Annotated in this window: 15 protein-coding genes and 1 other RNA gene; 9 read left to right on the top strand and 7 right to left on the bottom strand. The window is 65.0% G+C overall.

What is annotated here, in order from left to right; translation table 11 throughout:
- Positions 1-37: 37 nt before the first annotated feature.
- The gene (locus HDIA_RS14490) at positions 38-958 is read right to left on the bottom strand and encodes a TraB/GumN family protein (RefSeq protein ID WP_099556813.1); all 921 of its coding nucleotides are present in this window, start codon (positions 956-958) and stop codon (positions 38-40) included.
- 108 nt (positions 959-1,066) lie between these two features.
- Complete coding sequence (locus HDIA_RS14485) at positions 1,067-1,549, bottom strand: thioesterase family protein (RefSeq protein ID WP_099556812.1); 483 nt, start codon at positions 1,547-1,549, stop codon at positions 1,067-1,069.
- 236 nt (positions 1,550-1,785) lie between these two features.
- Between HDIA_RS14485 and HDIA_RS14480 the strand changes: the two genes are divergently transcribed.
- Together HDIA_RS14480 and HDIA_RS14475 are read left to right on the top strand one after the other, a co-directional pair.
- The gene (locus HDIA_RS14480) at positions 1,786-3,189 is read left to right on the top strand and encodes an FAD-binding oxidoreductase (RefSeq protein ID WP_099556811.1); all 1,404 of its coding nucleotides are present in this window, start codon (positions 1,786-1,788) and stop codon (positions 3,187-3,189) included.
- A 27-nt stretch (positions 3,190-3,216) separates the two neighbouring features.
- Positions 3,217-7,326, top strand: coding sequence for an AsmA family protein (locus HDIA_RS14475; protein WP_342748137.1), 4,110 nt, complete (start codon positions 3,217-3,219; stop codon positions 7,324-7,326).
- Between the two features lie 129 nt (positions 7,327-7,455).
- Here HDIA_RS14475 and HDIA_RS14470 read toward each other — a convergent pair whose 3' ends face one another.
- The 4 genes from HDIA_RS14470 to ssrA form a co-directional block, all read right to left on the bottom strand.
- A complete protein-coding gene (locus HDIA_RS14470) occupies positions 7,456-7,674 on the bottom strand; it encodes a ribbon-helix-helix domain-containing protein (RefSeq protein WP_162292653.1) in 219 nt (72 codons plus the stop codon).
- A 5-nt stretch (positions 7,675-7,679) separates the two neighbouring features.
- Complete coding sequence (locus HDIA_RS14465; protein WP_099556808.1) at positions 7,680-7,892, bottom strand: DUF4169 family protein; 213 nt, start codon at positions 7,890-7,892, stop codon at positions 7,680-7,682.
- Between the two features lie 20 nt (positions 7,893-7,912).
- Entirely contained in the window at positions 7,913-8,467 is a 555-nt protein-coding gene (locus HDIA_RS14460; protein WP_099556807.1) for an SspB family protein, read from the bottom strand.
- A gap of 295 nt (positions 8,468-8,762) precedes the next feature.
- Positions 8,763-9,126, bottom strand: a transfer-messenger RNA (tmRNA) gene (gene ssrA, locus HDIA_RS14455).
- A gap of 137 nt (positions 9,127-9,263) precedes the next feature.
- Between ssrA and HDIA_RS14450 the strand changes: the two genes are divergently transcribed.
- Genes HDIA_RS14450 through HDIA_RS14440 form a run of 3 tightly spaced genes read left to right on the top strand, consistent with a single transcriptional unit; the run spans position 9,264 to position 11,068 of the window.
- Positions 9,264-10,058 (top strand): thymidylate synthase, encoded by a 795-nt coding sequence (locus HDIA_RS14450; protein WP_099556806.1) that lies wholly within the window; start codon positions 9,264-9,266, stop codon positions 10,056-10,058.
- Positions 10,059-10,076: 18 nt separating this feature from the next.
- The gene (locus tag HDIA_RS14445) at positions 10,077-10,562 is read left to right on the top strand and encodes a GNAT family N-acetyltransferase (protein WP_099556805.1); all 486 of its coding nucleotides are present in this window, start codon (positions 10,077-10,079) and stop codon (positions 10,560-10,562) included.
- Positions 10,563-10,567: 5 nt separating this feature from the next.
- Positions 10,568-11,068 (top strand): dihydrofolate reductase, encoded by a 501-nt coding sequence (locus HDIA_RS14440; RefSeq protein ID WP_173796324.1) that lies wholly within the window; start codon positions 10,568-10,570, stop codon positions 11,066-11,068.
- Positions 11,069-11,089: 21 nt separating this feature from the next.
- Here HDIA_RS14440 and HDIA_RS14435 read toward each other — a convergent pair whose 3' ends face one another.
- Positions 11,090-11,737, bottom strand: coding sequence for a peroxiredoxin-like family protein (locus tag HDIA_RS14435; RefSeq protein WP_099556803.1), 648 nt, complete (start codon positions 11,735-11,737; stop codon positions 11,090-11,092).
- 168 nt (positions 11,738-11,905) lie between these two features.
- Between HDIA_RS14435 and HDIA_RS14430 the strand changes: the two genes are divergently transcribed.
- From HDIA_RS14430 to HDIA_RS14415, 4 genes are all read left to right on the top strand, one after another.
- The gene (locus HDIA_RS14430; protein WP_099556802.1) at positions 11,906-13,177 is read left to right on the top strand and encodes a flavin monoamine oxidase family protein; all 1,272 of its coding nucleotides are present in this window, start codon (positions 11,906-11,908) and stop codon (positions 13,175-13,177) included.
- A gap of 357 nt (positions 13,178-13,534) precedes the next feature.
- A complete protein-coding gene (gene hflK, locus HDIA_RS14425) occupies positions 13,535-14,626 on the top strand; it encodes an FtsH protease activity modulator HflK (protein WP_099556801.1) in 1,092 nt (363 codons plus the stop codon).
- The gene (gene hflC, locus HDIA_RS14420) at positions 14,626-15,564 is read left to right on the top strand and encodes a protease modulator HflC (protein WP_099556800.1); all 939 of its coding nucleotides are present in this window, start codon (positions 14,626-14,628) and stop codon (positions 15,562-15,564) included. Before hflK ends, hflC begins: the two co-directional genes overlap by 1 nt.
- On the top strand, positions 15,561-15,749 hold the full coding sequence (locus HDIA_RS14415; protein WP_099556799.1) for a DUF2065 domain-containing protein: 189 nt from the start codon (positions 15,561-15,563) through the stop codon (positions 15,747-15,749). The genes hflC and HDIA_RS14415 overlap by 4 nt, the downstream gene beginning before the upstream one ends.
- The last annotated feature ends 225 nt before the right edge of the window (positions 15,750-15,974 follow it).

Raw genomic sequence — 15,974 nt, 5'->3', positions numbered from 1 at the left:
CGTCGCGGGATCGGGATGCAGCGTCAGGATCAGCCTGTCAGAGGTTCGAGGGCACGTGCTGGAGCCGTTCCGTCTCGATGCCCTTGAGCGCAAGAAAATGCTGCACGCTGTCGGGGCCGACGAGGTGGGCCGCGCCCACCGCGATGAAGATCGTGCCCGAGCCCTGCATCATCCGGGAGATCTGGCTCGCCCAGCGCTGGTTCCTCTGCTTGAGCAGCCTGTCGAGCAGGTCGGCGTCAACGCCGGTGAAGGTCAGATCGACGAGTTCGGAAAGATTTTCGGCCCGGCCGGCTTTCCAGGCCTCCGTCAGCCTGTCAGCGAGGGCGGCGGTGTCGTCCGGATCGTCCAGCACGTCCAGCATCGCCGTCAGCATCCGTTTTTCCTGCGCCTTGCCCTGGTCGGCGAAGATGGAGAGCTGGTCGGACGGCGTTTCCAGTCCGCTGACGGGTTTTCCGGATCGCCTGGCCATTTCCAGAAGCCTTGCCTCGACGCCGGCCGCCTCCGAGTAGCCGGCCTTGTTGACGGCGGCCATCCCCAGTGTCGCCGCGGCGAGCCAGGGCCGCATGGGGTCGATGAAGCCGAATCGGACGTCGACGTTGTCGGCCGCCGCCCTGACGCGCGAAAGTTCATCGGCCGCGAGTTGCTTCGACAGGGGATTGTCGAGGCTCATGCCGAATTTCATCAGCAGATTCATGCCCATCTGCCTGACGTCCGTCTCGATGACGAGCTTGGAACTGTCCGCGAAAGCCCGCGCGATATCGTCGGACATCCAGTCGGTGCCCGGCTTCAGGACATGCATGGAGCCGAGAAGATAGACGGTGCTGTCGTCGTCGCGGGCGACCCACATGGCCGGGGCGGCCTGGACCGGAAGGGCCCAGAGGACGACAATGAACGGCAGAGCGAGGATGAATGCCGCAATACGGCAAAGGTGTTGAAGGTCGGGATGCCTTGGATGCATCGGGTCTTCTTTCACTCCACCAGGTTGAATACCGTATTGAAAGCCAGGGCGAGACGAATGTCTATCGTGCCAAGTATGCCCTTGAACGGGTACAAAGAAGAATAAGGCTCAAGCCTTTTTCAGGGCAATGCTGCGCCCGGTACGTTCGGGAACCGGCAAGCCGGCATGCGCGGTCAGAAGCATCTCGATATTCTGCCGGATTTCCGGTGGATAATCGCAGGCGCGCCGGCGTTCCAGATCGACATGAAGGCTGAGGCTCTCGCAGGTCGCATGCAAGGTGCCGGACCCGACGCTGTGCATTTCCTGAAAGAGATGCATCCGCTTGGGGTCGGCGGCAAGAAGCTGCGAGGAAACCGTCACGATGGAGTCGACCGGGACTTCCGCGAGGTAGCAGACATGCGCCTCGACCGTGAAGGTCGAAAGACGGCGTCTTGACGCATAGGACGGCCCAAGGCCGAGCGTTGCGAAGAGATCGTCGACTGCCCGGTCGAAGAGGACATGGTAATAGGCCACGTTGAGATGGCCGTTATAGTCGATCCAAGCCGATTCCAGCGAGGCTGGCGCGGAAACGAAGGGTACGGGAAAGGTCACGACGGTCCCCTGGTCGATAGACGGGAACGACGCCCCGCGAAATCGATCTTAACCCACCGGACGCGGCATGACACCGGCAAAGAAAATTTGCGATGGAGCCTCTGTAAGGGTGTTGGAAAAGCTTGACCCATTAACGCTTTTCTCATCTTTTGCGGCCTCCCGGCTGCGCCATGGGGTTGCGGAAACCGCGCCGGCATGGCGAATACGGGATTGAACAGGGCAGGGAGCACCAAGACATGGATCAGGTAAAGACTACTGCGGCATCGGCGGATGGGCGCGACCAGGTCTTTGCCGCGCTGGCCGAACGGTTCCAGGATCGCTTCACGCGGTCGGAGGCGGTTCGCCGGCAGCATGGGCACACCACCACCTCCATTGCCAACCAGCCTCCGGAAGCCGTGGTCTTTGCCAGGAGCACGCAGGAGGTGTCCGAGATCGTCCGGATCTGCGCGTCCCAAAATGTGCCGGTGATCCCTTTTGGCACAGGCTCGTCTCTCGAGGGACATCTGAACGCGCCCTTCGGGGGCGTATCGATCGATCTCTCCGGGCTCGACCAGATCGTTGCCGTCAACGTCGAGGACCAGGACTGCACGGTCGGCGCCGGCGTGACGCGCAAGACGCTGAACGCCCATCTCAGGGACACCGGGCTGTTCTTTCCGGTCGATCCGGGCGCGGACGCCAGTATCGGCGGCATGACCGGCACGCGCGCCTCCGGCACCAACGCCGTCCGCTACGGCACGATGAAGGACAACGTCCTCGGCCTTACCGTCGTCCTTGCCGACGGCGAGATCATCAAGACCGGCGGACGGGCCCGCAAGTCGTCGACCGGCTACGACCTGACGCGGCTCTTCGTCGGATCGGAGGGAACGCTCGGCATCGTGACCGAGATCACGCTGAAACTCCACGGAATCCCTGAGGAAATCGCCGCCGGCGTCTGCCCGTTCGACAGCATCGAGGGCGCCTGCCAGGCCGTGATCGCGACGATCCAGTGCGGCATTCCGGTGGCGCGGATCGAACTGCTGGACGCGCCCCAGGTGGCCGCCTGCAACGCCTATTCGAAGCTGGAACTCACCGAAACGCCGACGCTCTTCATCGAATTGCACGGCACGAAGGCTTATGTTGAGGAGCAGGCCGAGCTCTTCGGGGCGATCGCGTCCGAATATGGCGGCGGGGACTTTTCCTGGTCGACGCGGCCAGAGGAGCGCACCAAGCTCTGGCAGGCGCGCCACGACGCCTATTGGGCGGCGCAGGCCCTGAAGCCCGGCTGGGAGGTGCTGTCCACCGACGCCTGCGTGCCGATTTCGCGGCTTGCCGACTGTGTGACGGCGACGGCCGAGGACATTGTGGCAAGCAACTTGCTGGCACCCATCGTGGGACATGTCGGCGACGGCAATTTCCACCTCAGCCTGCTCGTCAATCCCGAGGATGCCGGCATGGTGGAGCGGGGCAAGGCCCTGGTCTCGCGGATTGCCCACCGGGCGATCGAAATGGGCGGCACCTGTTCGGGCGAACACGGGATCGGGCAGGGCAAGCTCAAGTATCTGGAGCATGAGCACGGCAAGGGGGCAGTGGATCTGATGCGCCGTATCAAGATGGCGATCGATCCCGCTGGGATCATGAACCCGGGAAAGATGCCGGGGTGACGATCTTTCCGCCGAGGTCCCGAACCGATCGGGACCGGCGGGTGCCGGGGCTTTGAATTATCGCCGCGTGCTGCTCAGGGAGCGCCGTGGAGTGGAGGAGTTGAGCTGAACAAGCTTTATTTCGGTATTGGTGTCGCGATTGTACTGGCGCTGCTGACGGCGCTGGTGGGGCCCCTTTTTGTCGACTGGAACGCATTCCGCTCGGATTTCGAGAAGCAGGCCGAAGCGCTGATCGGACACAAGGTTCGGGTCGACGGGTCCGCCGATGCCCAGTTCCTGCCGCTTCCCTCCCTGACCTTCAACGACGTGCGCATCGGCGAGGCGGGCACGCCGCCGCTGATGACGGTGAAGAAATTCTCCGTCCGGCTGGAGCTTTTCCCGCTTCTTACCGGTGAGATCCGCGTCATCAACATGACGCTGGAGCGTCCGACGGCCAACGTCCATATCGACGACAAGGGCGGCTTCGAATGGCTGTCGACGACGATGACCCAGCGGATCGACCCGAAAAAGGTCATCCTGGAAAAGGTCGAGATCGTCGGGGGACGCCTCAACCTCCTCGACGATCGCCGCGGCACCACCTATACCGCCAGCGATTTCAATGCCGTGGTCGATGCCCGCTCGCTGGCCGGGCCCTACAAACTGGAAGGGGCGGCCGTCTTCAACGGCGAACCGGCGATGATCCGCGCGTCGGCAGGCGAGATCGGGGCGGCGGATGGAACACGGGTGGGTCTGGAGATCACACCGGCGAACCATCCCTTCTCGATTGTTGTCGACGGCCTGACGACGGTCAAAGACGATGTTCCAAGTCTTGCCGGCAAGCTCACGGTGCAGCGGCTGATCGCCAAGGACGACACCGAAACGCGGCCCTTGCGGCTGACCTCGGATCTGGAACTCGATCCCTTCCGGCTGCTTCTGAAAGACGGTGAACTGCGTTTCGGTACCGAGGACAAGTCGCTCGTCTTCACCGGGGCGGCAAATGTCACTTTCGGGGTGGACCCGACCTTCGACGCCGTGGTTTCGGCGCGGCAGATCGACGTCGACCGGGCGCTCGGCGGCGGGGCGCAGTCGCCCGTCGGCTTCGACGAGGCGCTGCAGGGGCTCGGGGCAGCGCTCGCCTCCCTGCCGGTGCCGCCGATCTCCGGGCAGCTCGGATTCGATATTCCGGGGCTCGTCGTCGGCGGCGACCTCATTCAGAACCTGCGCTTCGATGCGTCGGTTCGCAGCGGCCAATGGCATATCGAGCAGCTTGAAGCCCGTCTTCCCGGCCAGAGCGAACTGGCGGCGACCGGCGATATCAAACTCGTGCCCGGCCTTGCCTTCAAGGGGCATGCGGCGCTCGCCTCGCGTCAGCCGTCGGCGCTCATCGCCTGGTGGCGGCCCGGCAACGAGACCGGGCGTCTTGCCGCCTTCACGCTTGGCGCCGACGTCACGGCGTCGGCCGATCACGTTGTCCTCGACAATCTCAGCGCCACGATTGCCGATGCCGACGTTGCCGGCTCGATCGACTTCACCCCGGCCATCCGGGGCCGCAAACCCCTGCTTGTCCTGTCGCTTTCGGCCGAGACGCTGGATCTCGACGCGGCCCGCGCCCTTGCGGGCCTGATCGCGGGCAAGGACCCGGCCAAAACGGTCGAGAGCGCGGATCTGGCACTCAATCTTTCGGCCGGCACGCTTGTCTCGGGCAACCTTTCCGCCGGCGGTGTCGACATCAATGCACGCGTCGAGGGCGGCGCGGTGACACTCGACCGCTTCAAGATCGACGATGTCGGCGGGGTGAGCGTCAATGCCTCGGGCAAGATCGTCGATGTGATCGGTGCGCCCGACGGCCGGATCGAGGCCTCGCTGACGGCCGACAAGGCCGCCGATGCGGTTGCGCTCGTCAATGCGCTGATGCCGGGGACGTCGGCGGCCGAACTCTTCCGGACGTCGGCGCCTGTGCTGATGCCGCTGCGTCTCAGGGCCAAGCTTGATGCCCGGGCGCGGGGCAAGGGCAGCATCCTGTCGGCCGAGGTCGACGGCGACGCCGGTGCCAGCAAGATCGACACGCGCGTCACCTTCGAGGGCCATGTCGACGAGTGGCGCGACTCCAGTATCGGTTTCGACCTCAACCTTCAGGGACCCAACGGCGCGCGGTTGATGCGCCAGCTCGGGTTCGACGTGGACGACGGCGGCAAGCCAGGAGCGGGCAAGGTCGTTGCCTCGGCCAATGGAACGCCGGCCACGGGCATGGACGTGACGGCCAACGCCTCGCTCGGCAATACGTCGGTCGCCGTGAAGGGGAACGCGACATTCGCGGAAGGCCAGAGGCCGACGACTGCGCTCGATGTCGCGATCCGCAGCGACGACATCGGGCCGGTGCTGGCGCTCGGCGGGCCGACGCTCGCAAGCCTCGTCGAGACCCTGCCCATCGACGTCAGCGTGCATGTTGACTCGCAGCAGGACAAGGTCACGCTGGCGGACATCAAGGGAACGGCGATCGGCACGCCGGTGACGGGCGATCTCGCCCTCGATCTGGCGCCGCAGCGCCCGTCGCTGACGGGGCAGTTGTCGCTCGGCGAGGCAAGCCTTGCGGGGTTTGCGGAGCTGGCGCTCGGTTCCGGCACGCTGGAGCCGCCCGTCACATCGGATACGGTCTGGCCGGACGTTCCCTTCGGGCCGTCGCTCGTCGAGGGGCTGGACGGCGATATCGCGGTGACGACCAGCCGCCTCGACCTTGCGGATGGCTTCACGCTGGCGAACGCGGCGTTCCATCTGCGCTCCTCGGCGACGGGCTTTGCCATTGACGACATGACCGGCGGGATCGCGGGTGGCCGGACGACGGCGAGCCTCGTCATCAAGCGCCAGGACAGCGGGTCGGCGCATGTGGCGCTGCGTGCCTCGCTGACCGGCGGGGCGCTGGAGGATGTCATCTGGCGCAGCGACGACCGGCCGGTGGCGACCGGTGCTCTCGACCTCAATGTCGATCTCTCCGGCTCCGGGCGCACCCTTGCCGGAATCATCGCGGGTCTTGGCGGCGGCGGCAACGTCACCGTGACGGACGGCCGCCTCAGGTCCTTCAATCCGGCCGCCTTCGATGCGGTGACCCGTGCGGTCGACGCCGGTCTTGGGCTGGACGACGCCGAAATCGAGAAGGCCTTCGCGGCGCAGGTCAATTCCGGCGATCTTGCCTTCTCCAGGCTGGATGGTGCGTTCTCGGCGGCCGCCGGAACACTGCGCGCGCCGCGAATCATTCTGGAAGGCGTCAGGGCGAAGACGGATGCGACCGCGACCGTCGATCTCGTCAACGACAGCCTGTTGAGCGACTGGACCATGAGTGTCGATCCGGGCGACGACGCGGTGACCGGGGCGACGCCGCAAGCGGCGATCCTGTTCCGCGGGCCGATCGAGGCCCCGCAGCGCCGCATCGACGTGACGGCCTTTACCGCTTACCTGACGCTGCGCTCCTTCGAGCGGGAGGTGCAGCGCGTCGAGGCGATGCAGTCGGACATTCAGGAGCGCGAGGTCTTCACGCGCCAGCTCAAACGGATGAAGCAGGACCAGGAGCAGGCGGCGCGCGATGCCGAGGCCGCCCGCATTGCCGCGGAGGAAGCGGCCAAGGCTGCTGCCGAAAAGGCGGCCGCGGATCAGGCCGCGCAGGAGAAGGCGGCGCAGGACGCCGCCGAAGCGGCATCCCGGGATGCCGAGGCCAGGGCTGCCGCGGAGAAAGCCGCGGCCGAGAGAGCCGCCGTCGAACGGGCCGCGGCCGAAAAAGCAGCGGCCGAGCAGGCCGCCAAGGCGGCAGCGGAGAAAGCTGCAGCAGAGGAAGCAGCCAGGGCAGCGGCGGAGAAGGCTGCCGCCGAAAGGGCCGCGGCAGAAAAAGCCGCAGCGGAAGCCGCAGCCAAGGCGGCCGAAGAGCAAGCTGCCGCGGAGAAAGCCGCCGCAGAAAAAGCGGCTGCAGAAAAGGCTGCCGCTGAGAGGGCTGCCGCGGAGAAAGCGGCTGCGGAGCAAGCTCGCCAACCGGCTGCAGACGGGCAGGGGGCGGACGCCATTCCCCCGGACAGCGACGCCTTCACCGACCTCATCAAGCGGCAGCTCGACCAGCTCGACATGCAGCCCCTGCCGCCGCCGGTGAATGTCGCACCGCCGCCGGGCCAGTAGGGTCGTCTGGAGTATCTCCGTTCAAAGTGGAGCCACGGGATGCTCCATGCCTTTGTTTTCAGGCAAATCCGGGCGGAGAACCGGTTCCCACCCTCGCCTTCGCGAGGGCATGCTTTTCCTGGATTTGCCCTAGTCCCCTGTCCCGGGGCTGGGGCGGTAGCGAGCCAAAACCATCAGTCGCAGCGCCGATGCCAGATTCGTCTCGTCCCGCGAGCGGTCGATCTCGGCAATCAGGCCCGCGAGGCTGACGCCGCGCTCGGCGGCGATCTCGTCGATTGCCTGCCAGAACTCGGGTTCAAGAGCGACGCTGGTGCGGTGTCCGGCTAGCGAGACGGAGCGCTTTTCCATCGATTTCAGGAGGAGGTTTCGCCGTCATCGCCGGTCTGGCCGGAAGATGACAGGCGATGACCGTCGAGACGAGTTTCGTCAATCCGCCGTTCCGCAGCGAGGCGCGTCTTCTCTTCCTTCGTCCGACCGTGAATGACGCGGTTTTCGGCGGCGGCCGCTTCCTTGTCGGCGCGGACCTTGCGCTTTCGCGCCATGCGCAGATTGACGACGTCGCCCATGGGTCAAGTCTCCCGGCGGATCAGGTCTTCTTGCGGAACGCGTCCAGCGAGACCACGGCCGCGCCCTTGCCGTCGTCGGACTTGTCGTCACCGTCGGCGTTCTCGGCGGCTTCGGCCGACTTCTCGGCACTGCGGGCCGCGTCGAAGGCCACCGGCGCTGATGCCTCGCCCGACGCCGGCAACGCGGCCACATCCTCAATGGCTTCGGCGTTCTCGTCGACGGGCACCTCGAAGCGGATGCCGAATTCGACCGACGGATCGAAGAAGCCCTTGAGCGCGGAGAAGGGCACATGCAGGCGTTCGTGCACGCCGCCGAAGGTCAGACCCACCTCGAAGGCATTTTCGGTGACCACGAGGTCCCAGAACTGGTGCTGGAGGACGATGGTCATCTCTTCGGGATAGCGCTCGCGCAGGCGCGACGAAATCCGCACGCCGGGCGCACGGGTGTCAAGCGCGATATAGAAATGATGCTCGCCGGGAAGACCGGCCCGCGCCACCTCGCCGAGAACTTTCTTGACCACGCCCCGGAGCGCTTCCTGGGTCAATACGTCGTAGCGGATCAGGTCGTCGGACATCGTGCCTTCCTGTCGTTCGGCGCCGCCGGTCTTTGCCGGGCGCCGACAATTTTCTTCTGTCTGAAATCGGGGATGGCGACTCCATCCCGGGTGCGTTGCCCCGATCCTATCTGATGATCTTCGGCGGCCAAAATGCTTTTGAGCAGGCAGCCATGCGCGGACCGGTGGGCTCGCGAACCGGGGCGATAAGGCAAACATGGCGCAATTGCCGGGCTTTTCCAGTCCGTCGCGGAAGCCAGCGTCGTTGCCGGGCAGCAAACGCCGGTTGAAGCTCTTTCGTTCGTGGGGAGAGTTGAGTGGAGGCTTCTGTTGCCAGGTGCCTCCGGACCCCGCCTGAAAGTGCTACCCCTCAGGACTTTGATTCGGTTACCGGCACCGCATTACGCGGCGACAGCCACCGGAGCATAGTTGTCGTTGGCAACTATCAAGTTTGGCCCGATATCGGTGGTACCATGCCGAACGAAAGTATGACCTTTACGCCCTCGTCGATCCTATTTCGCCCCCGCCGAAACCCATGGAAAATCAGTGCCATGGGCTTGGGTGGAGGCGCCGGGTACCGCCCCCGGGTCCGATAGGTTTATTGCGCCAACCATTTATCGTCATAGCCGGCTTGCACCGGCAGCCCCTATATAGTGGGTTGCTGTCTCCTTTGCAAAGGTGTGACGTGCAGGTCGTGGCCAGTCTGGCCGACGGCGGCAAAATCGGTGGAAAGGGTGGTTCGCGCCTTGTCTGTGTCGCAGCGCGGGGCAATTGATGGCTGAATGGGGCCGCGACCACATCAGGAGGATCAATCGGCATGAAGGTCTACCACGATCTTCTGGAACGGGTGTTGAGGGACGGCCAGCGCAAGGACGACCGGACGGGGACAGGCACGCTGTCCGTCTTCGGCCATCAGATGCGCTTCGACCTTTCGGAGGGCTTTCCGCTCGTCACCACGAAGCGGGTGCACCTGAAGTCCGTGATCCACGAACTGCTCTGGTTCCTCGCCGGCGATACGAACATCGGCTATCTGAAGGACAACGGCGTTTCCATCTGGGATGAATGGGCGGACGAGGAGGGCGACCTCGGCCCGGTCTACGGCCACCAGTGGCGCTCCTGGCCTGCGACCGATGGCGAAACCATCGACCAGATCGCCTGGGTGGAGCAGGAAATCCGCCGCAATCCGGACTCTCGTCGCCTGATCGTCTCGGCGTGGAATCCCGCGGACGTGCCCTCCATGGCGCTGCCGCCGTGCCACTGCCTGTTCCAGTTCTTCGTGTTGGACGGCAAGCTCTCCTGCCAGCTCTACCAGCGCTCGGGCGACATCTTCCTCGGCGTGCCGTTCAACATCGCCTGCTACGCGCTGCTGACGCAGATGATGGCGCAGGTGACCGGCCTGAAGCCCGGCGAGTTCGTCCACACGCTCGGCGATGCGCACCTCTATCTCAACCACATCGAGCAGGCAGAACTGCAGCTGTCGCGCGCGCCGCGCCCGATGCCCCGGATGCGGATCGATCCGACCGTGCGCTCGATCTTCGATTTCCGCTACGAGCACTTCACGGTCGAGGGCTACGATCCCCATCCGGCCATCAAGGCGCCGGTGGCAGTGTAGGTTTCGAACGGCGTATTCATGACCCTCACCATTCGAAAGGCTGTCCCCGGCGACGGCGCGCTGATCGCTCGTTTCGTGCGCGAACTCGCGATCTATGAAAAGCTCGAGCACGAGATGGAGGCGGATGCGGCCTCCTTCGAGGCGGCGCTTTTTTCCGACCGTCCGCATGTCTTCTGCGACATCGCCGAATGGCAAGGGGAGGCAGCCGGCTTCGCGCTCTGGTTCTACAATTACTCGACCTTCCTCGGCCGGCACGGCATCTATCTGGAAGACCTCTACGTCTCGCCGTCGATGCGCGGCCATGGCATCGGCAAGGGCTTGCTGGTGCATCTGGCGCGGCGCTGCGTCGAGGAGGGGCTCGGGCGGCTCGACTGGCAGGTGCTGGATTGGAACGCGCCGTCGATCGATTTCTACGAGAGCCAGGGGGCGAAGGTGCTGCGCGAGTGGCTGCCCTGCCGGGTCACGGGGGCCGCGCTCGCCGAGCTCGCGGAGGGGCGCGCATGAGTTCGCTGATCCGCCCTTCAGTCTCGATGATCGTCGCGATGGCCGAGAACAATGTCATCGGCCGCGACGGCGACATGCCGTGGAAGCTTTCGTCCGATCTGAAGCGCTTCCGGGCGCTGACCATGGGCAAGCCGGTACTGATGGGCCGCAAGACCTTTCAGTCGATCGGCCGGGCGCTCGACGGGCGGCTCAACATCATCGTGACCGGCAATCCGGATTTCAGTCATGACGACGTGGTGATTGTCCGGACCCCAGAGGAAGGTCTTGAGGCTGCTCTCAGGAGCGGGGCGGACGAGGTGATGGTGATCGGCGGCGGCAGCATCTACGCAAGGCTGATGCCGCATGCCGACAGGCTCTATGTGACGCATGTCGCTGCCGAGCCGGAGGGCGACACGCATTTTCCCCACATCGATCTGACGATGTGGCAGCGGATTTCGCATGAGCCGATCCCGCGCGGCGAGCGCGACAGTGCCGCGACCGCCTTTGTCATCTACGAGCGCATCTGACCGCCCGGCTGTCGGATGGCGTCAGACGATCGACTTCAATGCCGCCAGCATGGCATCCGGTTCCGGACGCCTGGTGTAATCCGCGCTCGCCTCGCTGTAGGCGATGGTGCCGTCTGGCGCGATCACGAAGCGGGCGGGCATTGGCAGCGACCAGCTTTCGTCGCCGTTGACCGCCGGCAGGTTGGCGCCGAAGCCCTTGTAGAGGGCGACGAGATCGTCCGGCATCTTGAAGCGCAGGCCGAAACTGTCGGCGACCGCGTTGCCGGCATCGCTCAGGATCGGGAAGGTCAGCGACAGCGTGTCGACGGTCTTGCGGCTGTTGACCGCGTTCTGCGGCGAGATGGCGACGAGGGTGGCGCCCTCGGCCTCGATCTCGGCCACCACGGCCTGCAGCGCCTTCAGGTCGAGGTTGCAGTAGGGGCACCAGACGCCGCGATAGAAGCTCACCACCAGCGGGCCGCGGGCAAGCAAATCGGCGGACGAGACCTGCGCGCCGGTCTGGTCGGGCAGGCTGAAGGCGGGGGCGGTGCTCCCGGGGGCAGGAATGCGTTCGGCCTGGCCGGAGGCGGCGAGGGCCGCAGTGGCAGCGCGCATGATGGCGAGGGTTTCGGGCGGGGCCTTTGCCTCGAATGAGGCCTTGTAGTCGTCGAGCTGTTTCTGCAAGGACAATTCGGATACTCCAGAGGTGAGGCGCGCCTGCTGCCTGGAAGCCGGATACGGCACGGCAGGCATGTTCGCGGCGTCGTCGCCGGGGCAGGCTCTTGCGGGAGTGTCTTGAGAGGACGTCCCTCATTACCTCGATATTTGAACACGTTGGCTACACAGGTGCGTGAGACGATGGCAGACGAATTCGACGTGGTGGTTGTAGGCGCAGGTGCGGCGGGGCTGTCGGCCGGACGCAGGCTCATGGAGCTTGGTCTGACCGTTCAGGTGTTCGAGGCGGCCGATCGCCGGGGCGGGCGGGCCTTCACCGAGACGGCCACTTTCGGAATGCCCTTCGACCGTGGCTGCCATTGGCTCCACTCCGCCTCGGTCAATCCCTATCGCAGGATCGCCGACGACCTCGGCCACCCTTACGAGGTGCGCACGACGCGCCGTTCGATGGGGCTTTTCCTCTCCGGCAAACCCGCACCCGAGGCGGTGCGGGCCGAGGCGATGCAGGCAATCGAGGACGGCTTTGCCGCAGCAGATGCGGCCGGAGAGCGAGGCGAGGACGTTTCGGCGCTTTCGGTGCTCGATCCGTCGGACAAATGGTTCCCGCTGGTCGACCACTGGATGCGGCTTCTCTCGGCGCTCGACCCGCACCAGATCTCGACGCTCGATCTCTCGCGCTATCACGACACGCACGAGAACTATCCTGTCGTCGACGGCTATGGCGCGCTCGTCGCGGCCCACGGGGCCGATGTGCCGGTGCGGTTGTCCTGCCCGGTGACCGAGATCGACAGCTCCGGCTCGCTCATCCGGGTGACGACGAGCGGGGGGACCGTGACGGCCCGCGCGGTGATCGTGACGGCGTCGACCAGCGTGCTCGCAAGCGGCGCGATCCGTTTCCTGCCGGGATTGCCGGCGGATGTGGAGGAGGCGATCGCGGCCTGTCCGCTCGGCACGGCCGAGAAGGTGGCGTTCCAGTTCGACGGTCCCATCGAGGGCATCGAGCCGACGACCTATGTCGAAACCTTCGATCCCGCGAACCCGTCCAGGAAGCCGATCAATTTCACGATCAATCCCTTCGGCCGGCCGATGGCGGTCGGGCAACTCGGCGGTTCGCACGCCCGCGACCTTGAAGCGGCTGGCGAGGCGGCCATGGTCGACTTCGCGACGGGTGGGCTCGTCGACATCTTCGGCTCCGGGATCCGCAAGCGCATCGTGAAGACGACAACGACCCACTGGATCAGCGATCCCCTCGTCAAGGGAGCCTATTCCTGCGCATTGCCCGGCATGGGCGACAAGCGCCTGAGGCTGCTGGAGCCAATCGGAGAGCGGATGTTCCTAGCGGGCGAGCATGCCTCGAAGCATGCCTTTTCGACCGCGCACGGGGCGCATCTCAGCGGCATTGCGGCTGCCGAGGCGGCGGCCGGTGTCGTGGCATCGCGGACAGCGGTCATCTGAGGCCGCCATCCGGGAGGGGGCGAAATTGTCCAAAGGCCGACGCGCCCGAGCGAGATGCCATTGACTTCACGATCCGGTGACACCACGTCACATCGCTGGAGCATTCTCTGATCGGGCGTACCGCCGGATCGGCAGAAAAGTTCGAGAGTCAGGACGTTAGGGCGTTTCGAATGACGGTCGGATGGACCGCCATAACCGTGAAACGCTTCTGCGGACCGAGCGGGGGTCGCCTGAATTGTGCCCAGAGAGCGTGCTGGCGGGTGTCGTTGAACCCGGCTGCGCCAACGCCTATAAGCACAGGTCAGCGATTGAAGATATTGCCCGGTCACCGGGCCAAAAGGAGAGGAACGAGAACTGATGCCTTGGAGCAACCAGAGTGGCGGCGGCGGTCGCGGGGGTGGAAATGGACCCTGGGGACAACCGCCACGCGGGGGCGGATCGGGAGGCGGCGGACAGCAGCCGCCGGATCTGGAAGAACTTCTGAGGCGCAGCCAGGACAAGCTGAGGCAGGTGCTGCCCGGCGGCAGCGGCGGTAGCTCCTTCGCGATGCTGCCGCTTGTGCTCCTCGTCGCCGTCGGCTTCTGGCTCTACCAGAGCATCTACGTCGTGCAGCCCGACGAGGTCGGCATCGAGCTTCAGTTCGGCAAGGTCAAGAAAGAGATCAACGGTCCGGGCATGCACTTCATCGTGTGGCCCTTCGAGACCGTCGAGAAGCCGCAGATCCTGAAGGAAAACCAGGAAACCATCGGCGGCGGGCGCAGCAGCTCCAATCAGGGCAACATCATGCTCGCCAGCGACCAGAATCTGGTCGACGTAAAATTCACCGTCAACTGGAAGATCGACGACCCGATCAAATATCTCTTCCAGGTGGCCGACCAGCCCGGCGTGGTGCGGATCGTTTCCGAGGCGGCCATGCGCGAATATGTCGCCGTGACGCCGGCCGAGACGGTCAGAACGGCCGGCCGTACGGCTGGTGCCGTTGCCGTGCGCGACCTCATCCAGACGGTTCTCGATTCCTATGACGCGGGTATTCGCGTTACGGCCGTCAACCTGGAGCAGGCGCTGCCGCCGGCGGATGTGCGCGATGCCTTCGACGAGGTGGTGCGCGCCGAGCAGGACCGCGAACGCTTCCAGCAGGAGGCTCAGGCCTATTCCAACAAGCGATTGGGTGATGCCCGCGGTCAGGCGAGCCAGGTGCGCGAGGCCGCCATCGGCTATCGTGATCAGGTGATCGCCGAGGCGACGGGTGAGGCGCAGCGCTTCACGTCCATCTACGATCAGTATCGTCTCGCTCCGGACGTCACGCGCAAGCGCATGTATCTGGAGACAATGGAGGATGTGTTCGGCAAGTCGAACAAGGTGATCATCGACAGCGGCACGGGCAACAGTGGGGTCATTCCCTATCTGCCGCTGCCGGCGATGAACAATGCGACGAAGGGAGCCAACTGATGCGCCAGGCCTTTTTTCCAGGCGTCGTGATCGCTCTCGTCGTTGCAGCGGTTATTGCCTATTCATCCACCTTCATCGTCAACCAGCGGGAGCAGGCGATTCAGCTTCGCTTCGGCGAAATCCAGCGGGTCATCCAGGCTCCGGGCATCTATTTCAAGCTGCCGACGAACTTGGTCGATTCCGTCCAGTATTACGACCGCCGCCTGCTGACGCTGGAACTCGACGGCATGGAAGTGCTGTTCCGCAACGACCGGCGCTATATCGTCGATGCCTTCGCGGCGTTCCGCATTCTCGACCCGCAGATCTTCCGTGAAGCGGTTGGCGGCAACCTGACGCTTGCGGCCGAACGTTTGCGCACCCGCCTCGATTCGCGTCTTCGCGAGGTCTACGGCCAGCGCTCCTACGAGGAAGCCTTCACCAGCGAGCGTGCCGGCATGATGGAGCAGATCCGCGATCTCATCCGTCCGGATGCCGCCAGCCTCGGCATCGGCGTCGTCGACCTCAGGATCCGGCAAACGGAACTGCCCGAGGACGTGCGTGCGCAGACCTACGACCGCATGCGGGCCGAACGTCTCGCCGTGGCCGCCGAGGAGCGGGCGCAGGGCACGCAGGAATCGCTGCGCATCAAGGCCGAAGCCGATCGCCGCGCAACGGTGCTTGTCGCCGAAGCCCAGCGTGACGCGGAGATCGAGCGAGGCAAGGGCGACGCGGAGAAGAGCCGCATCTTTGCGAATGTCTATGGCAAGGATGAAAAGTTCTTCGAGTTCTATCGCTCGATGCAGGCCTACGCCAAGGCGCTGGAGGATGGCAGTTCGGAACTCGTTCTGTCGCCGACGTCGGAGTTCTTCCGCTTCTTCGGTTCGTCCGAGGGTGCGCCCAGCACCACGGAGCCCGCGGCTGGCGGTGCAACGGCGCCTGCGGTGTCACCCGCGCAATGAAAGACTTCGTCGTGGCCTTGGGGCTCGCGGTTGCCATGGAAGGGTTCTTCTATGCAGCCGTCCCCAAGGCCGTGAAGCGCTATCTCAAGTCGGTGGCGGGGCTCGACGAGTCCCGCCTCCGGTATGCCGGCCTTGCGGGTATGGCGATCGGTGTCGCCATCGTCTGGCTGGTCCGCGGAACCTGACCGCGGCGAATGTCCGCTCTCATCCTTCGGACCTGCGGCCCGCGATCGCTTCGCGGCGGCCATGAGCGACACGAGAGCCATGGGCGACGGGGCGGCATCGTGCCATTGTCGTGACAATGTGATTGAATAGAGAATGATTGCGCCTGTCCGAGGGTCGTGGATTGTCGGATAATGCCGATTGCGGCTGAAAATCGCCGCGATCGGCGTATCGGCGAACATCCGGAT

The organism is Hartmannibacter diazotrophicus, from assembly GCF_900231165.1.
Lineage (GTDB): Bacteria > Pseudomonadota > Alphaproteobacteria > Rhizobiales > Pleomorphomonadaceae > Hartmannibacter > Hartmannibacter diazotrophicus.
The sequence above is the reverse complement of the archived record's forward strand: the minus strand, read 5'-3'. Positions and strand labels throughout refer to the sequence as shown.